Origin of the sequence: Streptosporangium sp. OZ121, assembly GCF_051918885.1 — a bacterium.
GTDB lineage: Bacteria > Actinomycetota > Actinomycetes > Streptosporangiales > Streptosporangiaceae > Streptosporangium.
On the sequence record NZ_JBPXMC010000060.1, the window covers coordinates 1 to 13,443 of the forward strand.

Sequence of the window (13,443 nt, forward strand, 5' to 3'; positions counted from 1 at the left end):
CCCTACCGGCCCGGCCTGCTCACACTCCAGCGCTAAGGCACATGGACCCGCTGACCCAGACCGGCTCCACCTGCTGATCACCCCCTGAACAGCCCCGGACGCGGCGAGCGCTCTGACCCGCCGCGTCCGGGGCCACCAACACCCCCCATCGAAACCGCCCAAGGGAGACAACAGGTGAGACCCGTACTTCGCGCGGCCGGGAGGAGATCTCGCCGCCTGGTCCTCTGGACCGTGAGCCTGTTCTTGCTGACCACGTTGCTCCCGTCCCTGGCCAGGGCCGACAACCCGATCGTGCAGACGATCTACACGGCCGACCCGGCGCCGCTCGTCCACAACGGCCGCGTGTACGTGTACACCGGCCACGACGAGGACGGCTCGACCTACTTCACCATGCGCGACTGGCGCGTCTTCTCCTCCACGGACATGGCCAACTGGACCGACCACGGCTCCCCCATGAGCCTGGCCACCTTCGCCTGGGCCGACGCCAACGCCTGGGCCGGCCACGTCATCCCCCGCAACGGGAAGTTCTACTGGTACGTGCCGGTGCGGAACCGGGCGACCGGTGGCATGGCCATCGGCGTCGCGGTCGGCGACAGCCCCACCGGGCCCTTCCGGGACGCGCTGGGCCGCCCGCTGGTCGAGAACGGCGAGATCGACCCGCACGCGTTCATCGACGACAACGGCCAGGCCTACCTGTACTGGGGCAACCCCCGCCTGTGGTACGTCCGGCTGAACACCGACATGATCTCCTTCTCCGGGAGCGCGACCCAGATCCCCCTGACCGCCGCGGGCTTCGGCGCGCGCAGCGGCAACGCCAGCCGCCCCACCCTCTATGAGGAGGGGCCCTGGGTCTTCAAGCGCAACGGCCTCTACTACAACGTGTTCGCCGCCGAGTGCTGCTCGGAGTTCATCGCCTACTCGACGGCCCCCAGCGCCACCGGGCCGTGGACCTACCGGGGAACGATCATGCCCCGGCAGGGCGGCAGCTTCACCAACCACGCCGGGATCGTCGACTTCGCCGGAGGGTCGTACTTCTTCTACCACAACGGCGCGCTGCCGGGCGGCGGCGGTTTCACCCGCTCGGTCGCCGTGGAGAAGTTCACCTACAACGCCGACGGCACCATCCCGACCATCAACATGACCACCGCAGGACCACCGCAGGTCGGCACCCTCGACCCGTACGTCCGCCAGGAGGCCGAGACCATCGCCTGGGCATCGGGGGTGGAGACCGAGGCCTCCGGCGAAGGCGGCATGAACGTCGGCTTCATCGAGAACGGCGACAACATCAAGGTCAAGGGCGTCGCCTTCGGCACCGGAGCCTCCTCCTTCACCGCCCGGGTGGCCTCGGGCACCAGCGGCGGCCGGATCGAAGCGCGCCTCGGCAGCGCCACCGGCACCCTCGTGGGCACCTGCACCGTCCCCGGCACCGGCGGCTGGCAGAGCTGGACCTCGGTCACCTGCCCGGTGTCGGGCGCGACCGGCACCCGCGACCTCTACCTGCGTTTCACCGGCGGCAGCGGCTACCTGTTCAACCTCAACTGGTGGCAGTTCACCCCGGGCGGCGGCAGCGGCGGGAACCTGCTGGCCAACGGCACGATGGAGGACGGCACGACGAGCTGGACCAGCTCCGGCGGCACCCTGTCCTCGGCCACCACCGTGGCTCACGGTGGCAGCCGGTCCCTGCTCAACTCCGGCCGTACGTCCGCCTGGCAGGGCCCGCACCAGAACGTGACCGCGCGGCTCACCAACGGCAAGAGCTACACCACGAGCGTGTGGGTCCGCTCGCAGAGCGGCACCCCCAGCGCGAAGGCGACCCTGACGCTCACCGCGAACGGCACGACGAGCTACGTCCAGCTCACCCCGGCGCAGACGGTCAACGCCGGCGGGTGGACCCAGCTCACCGGCACGGCGACGGTCTCGTGGACCGGGACGCTGACCAACGCCTCCTTCTACGTCGAGACGGCCGCGGGCACCGACGGCCTCTACATCGACGACGCCTCCTTCCAGTGACGGGAGGAGTGCCGTGCCAGGACACCGATCACCGCTGACGGCCGTCGCGGTCACGACCCTCGTCGTCCAGCGGCCGGCCGGCGAGAGCACCACCTTCGGCCCGCCCTGGTGGAACGGCTCGCCCCCAGCCGGCACGAGCACCACCTTCGGCCCCATGACCAGCGACAGCGTGACCACCCCCCGGTCGCCTGCGCCTGACCATCGCTAGGAGCGACATCCGTGAGAAAACAGCGAGCACGTGTACTGCTGAGCCTGGCGGCGCTGACCTTGGCGCTCACCCCCGCCACCCAGGCGCAGGCCCTGGAGAACGGCGTTGGCCGTACCCCGCCGATGGGGTGGAACACCTGGAACACCTTCGGCTGCAACATCAACGAGACCCTGATCAAGCAGACGGCCGACGCCCTGGTCAACAACGGCATGCGCGACCTGGGATACCAGTACGTCGTCGTCGACGACTGCTGGATGGACCCCAACCGCGACTCCGCCGGGAACCTCCAGGCCAACCTGTCGCGGTTCCCGAGCGGCATGAAGGCGCTCGGCGACTACCTGCACGCCAGAGGGCTGAAGTTCGGCATCTACCAGGCCCCCTTGGACAAGACCTGCGCCCAGTACTTCGGCTCCTACCCGGGCGCGACCGGCAGCCTCAACCGCGAGGTCCAGGACGCCCGGCAGTTCGCCGCCTGGGGCGTCGACTACCTGAAGCACGACTGGTGCTCCCCCACCGGCACCATCGACGACCAGGTACGCATCTTCGCCAGGATGCGCGACGCGCTGGCGGCGACCGGGCGGCCGATCCTCTACAGCATCAACCCCAACAGCATCCACGAGAAGACCGGCCCGATGCGCAACTGGGGCGACATCGCCAACATCTGGCGCACGACCGAGGACATCACCAACGCCTGGAACACCGGTCAGACCAACGGCTACCCGATGGGCATCCAGAACATCGTCAACGTCACCGTCCCGCTGGCCTCGTACGCCAAGCCCGGCCAGTTCAACGACCCCGACATGATGGAAGTCGGCCGCGGCGGCATGAACGACACCGAGATGCGCAGCCACTTCGCGCTGTGGGCCATGATGGCCTCGCCCCTGATCGCCGGGAACGACGTCCGGAACATGGACAACGCGACCAGCACGATCCTGAAGAACCAGAACCTGATCGCCATCAACCAGGACACGCTCGGCCTCCAGGCCACCCAGATCAGCAATGACGGCACCCGCCGCATCCTGGCCAAGCGCCTGAGCAACGGCGACGTCGCGGTCGCCCTGTTCAACCAGGGCGGCAGCACGACCACGATCAGCACCACCACGTCCGCCATCGGCCTGTCCGGCAACTCCTTCGGCCTGCGCGACGCCTGGAGCAACGCCGTCACCTCGACCACCGGGAACATCTCGGCGAGCGTGCCGGCGCACGGCACCGTCGTGTACCGGGTCAGCGGCGGCACGCCCAACCCCGACCCCACCCCCACCCCCACGCCCACCGCGTCCACGTCCCGCATCCAGGGCGTGGGATCGGGCCGGTGCCTCGACGTGACCGGCGCCTCCCAGACCAACGGCACCCTGGTGAACATCTGGGACTGCAACGGCCAGAGCAACCAGCAGTGGACCTCCACGGCGGCCGGTGAGCTGCGGGTCTACGGCAACAAGTGCCTGGACGTCAACAACAACGGCACCGCCAACGGAACCGGCGTCCTCATCTGGGACTGCAACGGGCAGAACAACCAGAAGTGGCGGTTCAACTCCGACGGCAGCATCACCGCCATCGGTGCGAACAAGTGCCTGGACGTGCCCAACAGCGCCACCGCCAACGGCACCAAGCTCCAGATCTGGACCTGCAACGGCCAGAGCAACCAGCGGTGGAACCGCACCTGATCACAACACGCTCGAAGTCCGATTCCTCATGACCACGTGAACCGCCGGAACCCGCTCGCCGCCGTCGACGCCGTCCCTGCCGGCCCCGAGACGGCGACGGACGCCGACGGTTCACGTGGCCACCTCCACTCCACCCCCCTGGGAGTTCACATGTCACCCCTCAGCCGACGCCGGCTGCTCCAGGCGGCAGGCCTCACCGTCGCCGCGACCGCCGCGGGCCAGTTCACCGGCACCGCACCCGCCTTCGCCGAGATCCCCCCCGTCCGCGCCGACATCGGCGTGTCCGCCCACGCGTTCGAGCTGGGGCAGGTGCGCCTGACGTCCGGCCGCTGGCTGGACAACCAGAACCGCACCCTGTCCTACCTGCGGTTCGTCGACGTCAACCGGCTGATGTACGTCTTCCGCGCCAACCACCGCCTGTCCACCCAGGGCGCGGCGGCCAACGGCGGCTGGGACGCCCCCAACTTCCCCTTCCGCAGCCACATGCAGGGGCACTTCCTGACCGCCTGGGCCCAGGCGTACGCGGTGACCGGCGACACCACCTGCCGCGACAAGGCCAACACCATGGTCGCCGAGCTGGCCAAGTGCCAGGCCAACAACGGCGCCGCCGGCTTCAACACCGGCTACCTCTCCGGCTTTCCCGAGTCCGACATCACCGCGGTCGAGAACCGCACGCTGAGCAACGGCAACGTGCCGTACTACTGCATCCACAAGACCCTGGCCGGGCTGCTCGACGTGTGGCGTTACATCGGCAACCTACAGGCTCGCGACGTGCTGCTGGCGCTGGCCGGGTGGGTCGACTGGCGGACGAGCCGGCTGACCTCCAGCCAGATGCAGGCCATGCTGGGCACCGAGTTCGGCGGGATGAACGCCGTCCTGACCGACCTGTACCAGCAGACCGGCACCGCGCGCTGGCTGACCGCCGCCCAGCGGTTCGACCACAACAACGTGTTCAACCCGCTCGCGGCGAACCAGGACCAGCTCAACGGCCTGCACGCCAACACCCAGGTGCCCAAGTGGATCGGCGCCGCCCGGGAGTACAAGGCCACCGGCACGACCCGCTACCGCGACATCGCCTCCAACGCCTGGCGTATCACCACCAGCGCGCACACCTACGTGATCGGCGGCAACAGCCAGGCCGAGCACTTCCGGCCGCCCAACGCCATCGCCGGGTACCTGTCGCGCGACACCGCCGAGGCCTGCAACACCTACAACATGCTGAAACTGACGCGGGAGCTGTGGCAGCTGGACCCGAACCGGGCGGACTACTTCGACTACTACGAGGGGGCGCTGATCAACCACCTCATCGGCCAGCAGAACCCCGCGGACCCCCACGGGCACATCACCTACTTCACCCCGCTCAACCCCGGCGGCCGCCGGGGCGTCGGTCCCGCCTGGGGCGGCGGCACCTGGAGCACTGACTACAACTCCTTCTGGTGCTGCCAGGGCACCGGTATCGAAGTGAACACCAAGCTGATGGACTCCATCTACTTCCACAACGGCACGACGCTGACGGTGAACCTGTTCACCCCGTCGGTGCTGGACTGGAGCCAGCGCGGCATCACGGTCACCCAGACGACCTCCTTCCCCGCCGGCGACACCGTCTCGCTCCAGGTCACCGGCGACGTCGGCAGCTCGTGGTCGATGCGCGTCCGCATCCCCTCCTGGACGAGCGGCGCCACGATCAGCGTCAACGGCGTCCAGCAGGACATCGCCACCACGCCCGGCTCGTACGCGACGATCACCCGGTCGTGGACCTCGGGCGACACCGTGACCGTGCGCCTGCCGATGCGCGTGGTCATGAAGGCCGCCAACGACAACCCGAGCGTCCAGGCGGTCACCTACGGGCCGCTGGTGCTGTCGGGCAACTACGGCAACACCGCGCTGTCGGCGCTGCCGTCGCTGAACCCCGCGTCGGTCACCCGGACGAGCACCTCGGCGCTCACGTTCACGGCGACCGCCAACTCCGCGACCGTCAACCTCATCCCGTTCCACGACGCCCACGGCCACAACTACACCGTTTACTGGAACACGGGCGGCCAGGGCGGCACGGGGACGGCGAGCTTCCGGCTGCAGAACGCGGCGACCGGGCTCGTCCTCGGCGTCCAGAACATGTCCACGGCCGACGGCGGCCTGGCCTTGCAGTGGGCGGACAACGGCACCGCCGACCACGACTGGGTCCTGGTCGTGGACGGCAACGCCGTCAAGCTGCGCAACGTCCACAGCGGCAAGGTCTTGGGCGTGGAGAACATGGCCACCACGGACAACGCCCGCGTGCTGCAGTGGGGCGACACGGGCACCGCCGACCACCGGTGGACGCTCGTGGACGTCGGGGACGGGACCCACAAGATCCGCAACGTCAACAGCAACAAGCTGCTGGCCATCCTGAACGGCTCCACGAGCCAGGGCGCGCAGGCCGTCCAGGACGCCGACAACGGCAGCGGCGACAACCAGTGGCGCTTCCTGCCCACCGGCGCGCGCCGCATCCAGAACGTCGCCAGCGGCATGGTGCTGGGCGTGACGAACATGTCCACCGCCGACGGCGGCCTGGTGATCCAGTGGGGCGACACGGGCACCGCCGACCACCTGTGGACGGCCGTGACCAGCACGGGCGGCTACTTCAAGCTGCGCAACTCCAACAGCGGCAAGGTCCTCGGCATCGAGAACGCCTCGACGAGCGCGGGCGCGCGGGCGCTCCAGTGGTCCGACACCGGCGCCAACGACCACCGCTGGCGGCTGCGGTACGGCTCCAACGGCTCCTTCCGCATCCAGTGCGCCAACGGCGGCCGCGTCCTGGGCGTCAGCGGCGGATCCACCGCGCAGGGCGCCCAGATCGTGCTGGCCGACGACACCGGCGCCAACGACCGCCTGTGGCGATTCCTGTGAGCGATCCACGATGGACGACGCGGCCGCCACGGTCACGAGGAACCGGGACCTGATCGCCTGCGAGCCGTGGACCGTCACGGGCGTGTGACCGCACGGCCCTTCGCGCGTCGACGCGAGGAGGGGGGCCGGGCTTTCGGCCCGGCCCCCCTCCTCAGGTGACCGGTTCGAGCCGGGTGCGGGGGCCTTCCAGGCGCAGTCTCAACATCGGAGCGACCGTCCCGCCGAAGTGGGCCCGCTCGACCGGGCCCCGGTAGTCGAGGAAGCTGACCACGCGCAGGTCGTCGAGCACCATCCAGGCGTAGGCCTGGTCGGGCTGGGCCGCCGGGTTCCCGATGACCAGGCCGGAGCCGTTCAGGGGTTCGTAGGGGCCCTCCATCGTCGCGGAGACGAAGCCGTACAGGCCGGTCGGGGCGGCGCCCTCCGGTTCGAACGACTGGCGGTGGGTGCAGAAGAACAGGTAGTGCAGGCCGCCGTGGACCACGATGTGCGGGCGTTCGATCTCGCGGTTGATCCCGTCGGCGACCAGGAGCGGCGGGCGCAACGGCAGTCCCTCGGACTCCGGGCCGGCCAGCGCGACGGCGCCCATGTGGCGGTCGCCCCACGGGACGGAGGCCGCGATCAGCAGGTGGCCCCGGAACCAGGCCGGGTCGCGGAAGGCCCGGATCCTCCCCGGCCCCCCTTCGCGTTCGTCGGCCGGAAGGTAGAACTCGCCGCCGGAACGTACGATCTCCCGGTGCTCGGCCGATCCCGGCCGTCCGGGTCTCCCGTCGAGCGGCAGACGCGCCTCGACCACTCGTTGCACGAAGGTGGGCCGCTTCTCGTCGCGGTGCCCGGTCGCCGTGTAGAAGACCGACACGGTGCCGTCCGTACGCCGGATCGCCGTGCCGGACCACTCGCGGCTGCCCGGTGACTCGCCGTCGGGGAAGACGTTCCCGAGGTCGATCCACTTGCCTTCCTCCAGGGCGAGCAGGCGGATGCGGGCGACGTCATGGCGGTCCTCCGGATGGCCGTCCGCTGGGGCGGTCAGGCCCATCCAGAGTTCGCGGCCCTCGAAGAGGGCCGTGGCACCGTCCTCCTCCTGGATCGGCCACATGTCCCACAGGTCCAGGCCGGGCAGCGCCGCCTCGACGGGGCCGAGGATGGGCGGCGCGGTCGTCGCCGGGTCCTCGGTGATCAGGTCGAGGTGGCGGCGCGTCCACCGGGTCGTCGTGCTCACTCGTTCTCGTTTCCGCTCAGGGCCGATCGGGCCAGTTCCGCCGCGCCGGTGATCCCGGACAGGTTCCCGAGTCCCGGCGGGGTGATGACGGTGTCCAGGGGATAGCCACCGGCCAGTTCGGCGGTGCGGGCCCGGACCAGGTCGAGCAGGCCCGGCCGGCCACCGACCCCGCCGCCGATGATCACCGCCTGCGGAGACACGACGGCGGCCAGGTTGTGCACGGCCAGCGCCAGGTACTCCGCCTCCAGTTCCCACGGCTCGCCGTCCTCGAGTTCCTGGGCGGGCCGCCCCCAGCGCCGCCGCATCGACGTCCCCGAGGCCAGCCCTTCGAGGCAGTCGCCGTGGAAGGGGCACGCGCCGGGGAAGGGGTCGCGCGCGGTGTCGTGAGGCAGCCGCATGTGCCCGGCCTCGGGGTGGGTGCGCCCGTGCAGCGGGCGCCCGCCGACGATCACGCCGACCCCGACGCCGGTGCCGACGGTCATGTAGGCGAGCGTGTGCAGCCCCCGCCCGGCGCCGTGGCGCAGCTCGCCGATGGCGGCACCGTTGACGTCGGTGTCGAGCCCGACCGGCACCCCGAGCCCCTCCCGGAAGGGTGTCACCACGTCGGTGCCCGACCAGCCGGGTTTGGGGGTGGTGGTGATGCGCCCGCTCGCCAGGTCGACCGGCCCGAAGGTGGCGACGCCGACCGCCGCCGGGGCGGGATGGCGGCGGAAGAAGTCCACGGCGGCCGGGATGGTCTCGTCGGGGGTCGTCGTCGGGACCACCTCGGTGGCCACGATCTTTCCGTCGGTGTCGGCGAGCGCGCACACCCATTTCGTGCCGCCGGCCTCGACTGCTCCGTACATGGTCATCCCTTCAGTGAACCCTGGAGCAGAGCCGTGACGAAACGCCGCTGGAAGATCAGGAACACCGCGAGCGTGGGGGTCAGGATGAGCAGCGAGCCCGCGCACAGCAGCGGGATGTCGGTGCCCCACTGTCCCTGGAAGGCCCCCAGAGCCCCGGACATGGTGCGTTGCAGCGGGTCGTCGACCAGCACGATGGCCAGCAGGAACTGGTTCCACGTCCACAGGAACAGCAGGATCGCCAGCGACGAGGTCGCCGGGGCGGCCAGCGGCACGTGCACCCGCCAGAAGAGCTGCCAGGTCCCTGCGCCGTCGATGCGGGCGCTCTCGGACAGCTCCTCGGGCATGTTCACGAAGTGGGCCCGCATCCAGAACACCGAGAACGGCATGAACAGCCCGATCAGCGGCAGGATGATCGCCCACCGGGTGTTCAGCACGCCCATGTCGCGCACGAGGTAGTAGAGCGGTGTGATGATGCCCTCGAACGGCAACGTCAGTCCCAGCACGAACGCCACGAAGACGAACCGCCGCCCGGGGATGCGCAGGTGCCCGATGGCGAATCCGGCCATGGTGGCCATGACCAGCGAGATCGGCACCACCCCGAGCACGATCAGCACGCTGGACGTGAGCAGCTCGGTCATCCGGGCGGCGGTGAACGCGGTGACGAAGTTGCCCCACTGCGGGTCGTCGGGCCACTCGAGACCCATCGGGTAGCTGCCCGACGGGTGGAGCGCGGTGACGAGGAGACTGACGAACGGCATCAGCGTGGCCGCCATCAGCACCAGCAGCAACACCCGGCCGGTCCAGGCCTCACGACGATCGAAGATCATGATTTACGTTCCCTGGTGAGCCACTGGATCGGCAGTGCGCACGCGATCACCAGCACGGTGAGGACCACCGCGAGGGCCGAGGCGAGTCCGACCTGGCGTTCGGAGAAGGCCAGGTAGTAGATCTCCAGGCCGGGCACCATGCTGGCGTTGCCGGGCCCGCCCTGGGTCGAGATGTAGACGATGTCGAAGCTGGCCAGCGCGGCCACGACCGTGACGGTGACGCAGACCCCGATCTCCTGCCGCAGGCTGGGCAGGGTGATCGAGAAGAACTCGCGGAAGGGTCCGGCGCCGTCGAGGCGCGCGGCCTCGTACAGGGCTGGATCGATCTTGCTCATCCCTGCCAGCAGCAGGAGCGTGCACAGTCCCAGGAGCACCCAGGCTCCGATCACCCCGACCGCCGGCAGAGCCGTCGAGAAGTCGCCCAGCCAGGCGCGGGTGATCTTCTCCAGTCCGATGGCCGTGAGGATCTGGTTCACCAGGCCGGTCGAGGACAGCAGCCAGCTCCAGGTGATCCCGGCCGCGACCAGCGGGATGACCTGCGGCAGGAAGATGACCGTGCGGGCCACCAGTGCGAGGCGGCTGGTGGCGATGCGACGGATCGTCGCCGCGATGGCCAGCCCGAGCACGACCGGGACCGCGCTGAAGAATGCGATCAGTTTCACCGCGTTGAGGATCGAGGCGAACAGGTCGGGGTCGGTGAAGACCCGCAGGTAGTTCTGGACCCCGGTCCAGGTGGCCACGCCGATGCCGTCCCACTTGTAGAGGGAGTACTGCACCGTCATGGCCAGCGGCTGGATCACGAACACGACGTAGAACGCGGCCGCGGGCAGCACGAACAACCAGCCGGCCCATCTCGGCCCGCTCCGCCGTTTGGCGGCCGCCTTCATCTCAGCCTCCCTTGACCTGGCTCTGGTAGTCGGCCTGCACGCTCTTGAGCAGGCCTTCGGGGGTCTGCTCCCCGGCCACCAGCTTCTGCAGGTTCGGGGTCCAGCTCTTGGCGTAGATCGCGCCGGTGGCGTTGGCGATGAAGTCCATCGCGCCGTTGTCCTGTGCGATCCGCGCGCCCGCCGCGAGGGTGCTCTCGGTCACGCTGCCCGCCGCCACCGTCGGCATCGGCCCGTCGGCCGGGCCCATCGGGTGGGAGCCGCCGACCTCGACGCCGATCGTGCGCGCCTGCGTGTCGGTGGCGACCCAGTCGAGGAACGCGGCGGCGCAGTCGGCGTTCTTGGCGTTCGCCCCGATCCCGAACGTCAGCGGGGCCGACATGGTGGCCCGCTTCCCGCCGGCCTGGGCCGGTGGCATCAGGAAGAAGCCGATGTCGCCCGCCATCTGCTTGTCGAGGTTGCCCGACTCCCAGTCGCCGTTGAACATGAACAGGCCGTCGCCGCCGATGAAGCGGCTCATCATCGTGGCGTAGTCGACGGCGTTGACGTCCTTCCAGAAGTATCCGGCCTTGACCCACTTCTCCAGGTGCCGGGTCGCCTGGAGGTTGGCCGGGGTGTCGATGGTCGCACCGGGTTTCTGGAAGATCCACTCGTTGATCGGCGCGGGCGGGCCGTAGGAGGCCATCAGGTCCTGGAGCGGGAAGGCCAGGCCGCCGGTCGCGCCGCCGTTGAACTGGGCGATCGGCACCAGGCCCGCGTCCTTGGCCTTGGCCAGGGCGGCGTCGAGGTCGGCGAGGGTCTCCGGCGGGTCGGTCATGCCGATCCGCTCGGCCAGCTTCTTGTTGTAGAACACGCCGGTCATGGAGAAGTTCAGGCCCATGGCGTAGAGGGAGCCCTCACCTCGCACGGCGCCGCCGGGCGCCAGGCGCATCTGTTCGAGCTGGGAGGCGGGCCACTTGTCCCAGCCGTAGACCTTGGCGTACTCGTCGAGGTTCTTGAGCAGGTTGTTCTTGACCAGCTCGGAGACCTGGGGAAGGCGCATCAGGTCCGGCGGGTCGTCGGCCAGCACGCGCGGGGCGTTCTGGGTGATCACGGCGAACTGGTCCTCGCGGATGTCCCAGGTGACGTTCGGGTGTTGCTTGGTGAACTCGGCGGTGAGCGCCTTGGGCAGGGGGAACCCGGTTTCGAAGTAGCCCTTCAGCGTGACCGGCGCGGTGCCGCAGGTCGGCGCGGCCGACAACGACGACGCGGCGGCCGTCGGTTGCGCGGTGCCGCTTCCCGGCGCCGCGCAGGCGGCAGCCAGGCTTCCCCCCAGGACGACCACCATCGCCACGCGGCTCCGGCGGGAGTGAACTCGACGAGACATGGTGCGTCTCCCTTTGCTAAATCGGATTAGCGATGCGATAGTCTCACCGCACGCATCCGACGGTGTCAAGGCCCCGTAACCCGGTTGGAATGATGGAGGTCTCTCCCGTGAGTCGACGTCGGGTCACCTTGGCCGATCTGGCCCAGGCGGCCGGAGTGTCCCGTACCACCGCCTCGCTCGTGATGACGGGCAGGGGCCGTGAGCTGCGTATTTCCCACGACGTCGAGCAAAAGGTACTGCGTGCGGCGGACGAGCTGGGCTATCGCCCGAACGCGGTCTCCGTCGGGCTGAGAACCGGGACGACCCGCACGATCGGTTTCGTCTCCGACACCGTCGCGACCTCCCGCCTCGCCGGAGACATGATCAAGGGTGCCCTGGAGGCCGCCCGCGAGCGCGGCGTGATGTTGTTCATCGGCGAGACCGAGGGCGATCCCGAGCTGGAGCGCGGCCTGCTGCACGCCATGCAGGATCGCCAGGTCGACGGCATCATCCTGGCCGCCATGTACACCCGGATGATCAAGGTCCCGAAGGACATCGGCCCCGCCGTGCTGCTCAACGCGCTGCCCAGGCAGGCCTCCGCCCTGCCGTCGATCGTGCCCGACGAGGTCGGGGCCGGCCGCTCCGCGGCCCGGGTGCTCCTGGAGGCGGGCCACCACGAGGACGTCTACCTGATCGGGGCCGGACCGAGGGCGCGCGACGTGCCCGCCGCCAGCGTCGCGGCGGTGGAACGCCTGACCGGCATCGAGGAGGCCGGCCTGAGGATCGCCGGAGCCCGCGTCTGCGCCGACTGGCAGCCCGAGGAAGGCCTGGCCGCGACCCGGTCCCTGCTGGCCGGCCACCGGCCCCGGGCGCTGATCTGCCTCAACGACCGGCTGGCCCTGGGCGCCTACCAGGCGTTGAGCGACGCCGGGCTCTCCGTTCCCGGGGACGTGTCGGTGGTGTCGTTCGACGACCACCCCATCGCGTCGTGGATCCGCCCCAAGCTGACAACTGTGGCGCTGCCGCACTACGAACTGGGACGCAAGGCGGTGGAGGTGCTGTTCGCCCAGATGGGCGAGGAGGCCGAACCCGGCCAGGTGCACCGGGTCGCCATGCCGGTGAGGCACCGGGAGTCGGTCGCGCCCGCGTGACCCCCGGGGGGTGAGCCGACCCGGCACTTCACTCCGACGGACGGTGGGAGCGGCCGGGTATCCGCACCTCACAACTTAGGCGCCCATCTATATTGACAACTATCAAATCAATGAGGCAGGCTGGGCGCTACTTAGACATTCTTCTAATCAGGCGGGAGGCGGGTGGGGCTCAATGGACCGGAGCCCGCCTCCATCCCGGCACCCCTGACGACCAGCACGCGACTCACGGGAGAGACGATCATGAGCGATGGACAGCGCGGCACGGCGGCCCTGGAGATCGAGCCGTTCACGTCCGAGGGCGGCGAGCCGCCCGTGGTGGTGATCGGCGCCGGCCCGGTGGGCCTGGCCGCCGCGGCGCACCTGGCGACGCGCGGCCTGGACTTCCTCGTGCTGGAGGCGGGGCAGCG

Annotated in this window: 11 protein-coding genes; 6 read left to right on the forward strand and 5 right to left on the reverse strand. The window is 69.8% G+C overall.

Translation table 11 applies throughout. The features are described 5' to 3' along the window. Positions 1–174 precede the first annotated feature (174 nt). The 4 genes from ACTOQ1_RS42450 to ACTOQ1_RS42465 all read left to right on the forward strand — a co-directional run bounded on the left by ACTOQ1_RS42450 (position 175) and on the right by ACTOQ1_RS42465 (position 6,768). A complete protein-coding gene (locus ACTOQ1_RS42450; RefSeq protein ID WP_440074201.1) occupies positions 175–2,010 on the forward strand; it encodes a family 43 glycosylhydrolase in 1,836 nt (611 codons plus the stop codon). Between the two features lie 13 nt (positions 2,011–2,023). Beyond that, on the forward strand, positions 2,024–2,218 hold the full coding sequence (locus tag ACTOQ1_RS42455) for a hypothetical protein (protein ID WP_440074203.1): 195 nt from the start codon (positions 2,024–2,026) through the stop codon (positions 2,216–2,218). Between the two features lie 11 nt (positions 2,219–2,229). Beyond that, positions 2,230–3,882 carry a glycoside hydrolase family 27 protein gene (locus ACTOQ1_RS42460; RefSeq protein ID WP_440074205.1) on the forward strand — a complete coding sequence of 551 codons (1,653 nt, stop codon included), beginning with the start codon at positions 2,230–2,232 and terminating at the stop codon, positions 3,880–3,882. Positions 3,883–4,032: 150 nt separating this feature from the next. Continuing rightward, positions 4,033–6,768 carry a beta-L-arabinofuranosidase domain-containing protein gene (locus ACTOQ1_RS42465; RefSeq protein ID WP_440074208.1) on the forward strand — a complete coding sequence of 912 codons (2,736 nt, stop codon included), beginning with the start codon at positions 4,033–4,035 and terminating at the stop codon, positions 6,766–6,768. 151 nt (positions 6,769–6,919) lie between these two features. Here ACTOQ1_RS42465 and ACTOQ1_RS42470 read toward each other — a convergent pair whose 3' ends face one another. The 5 genes from ACTOQ1_RS42470 to ACTOQ1_RS42490 are packed head-to-tail and all read right to left on the reverse strand — an operon-like array spanning position 6,920 to position 11,906. Further along, a complete protein-coding gene (locus tag ACTOQ1_RS42470) occupies positions 6,920–7,984 on the reverse strand; it encodes a glycoside hydrolase family 68 protein (RefSeq protein WP_440074209.1) in 1,065 nt (354 codons plus the stop codon). Beyond that, the gene (locus ACTOQ1_RS42475; RefSeq protein ID WP_440074211.1) at positions 7,981–8,829 is read right to left on the reverse strand and encodes an ROK family protein; all 849 of its coding nucleotides are present in this window, start codon (positions 8,827–8,829) and stop codon (positions 7,981–7,983) included. The genes ACTOQ1_RS42470 and ACTOQ1_RS42475 overlap by 4 nt, the downstream gene beginning before the upstream one ends. A 2-nt stretch (positions 8,830–8,831) precedes the next feature. After that, positions 8,832–9,656: a carbohydrate ABC transporter permease gene (locus ACTOQ1_RS42480; RefSeq protein ID WP_440074213.1), complete on the reverse strand. Its 825-nt coding sequence runs from the start codon at positions 9,654–9,656 to the stop codon at positions 8,832–8,834. After that, positions 9,653–10,543: a carbohydrate ABC transporter permease gene (locus ACTOQ1_RS42485; RefSeq protein ID WP_440074214.1), complete on the reverse strand. Its 891-nt coding sequence runs from the start codon at positions 10,541–10,543 to the stop codon at positions 9,653–9,655. Before ACTOQ1_RS42485 ends, ACTOQ1_RS42480 begins: the two co-directional genes overlap by 4 nt. A 1-nt stretch (position 10,544) precedes the next feature. Continuing rightward, positions 10,545–11,906 (reverse strand): ABC transporter substrate-binding protein, encoded by a 1,362-nt coding sequence (locus ACTOQ1_RS42490; protein WP_440074216.1) that lies wholly within the window; start codon positions 11,904–11,906, stop codon positions 10,545–10,547. Between the two features lie 107 nt (positions 11,907–12,013). Here ACTOQ1_RS42490 and ACTOQ1_RS42495 point away from each other — a divergent pair, with 107 nt between their 5' ends. Further along, positions 12,014–13,036, forward strand: coding sequence for a LacI family DNA-binding transcriptional regulator (locus ACTOQ1_RS42495; RefSeq protein WP_440074217.1), 1,023 nt, complete (start codon positions 12,014–12,016; stop codon positions 13,034–13,036). 240 nt (positions 13,037–13,276) lie between these two features. Continuing rightward, the coding region (locus tag ACTOQ1_RS42500; protein ID WP_440074219.1) for an FAD-dependent oxidoreductase at positions 13,277–13,443 on the forward strand (167 nt) is incomplete at its 3' end.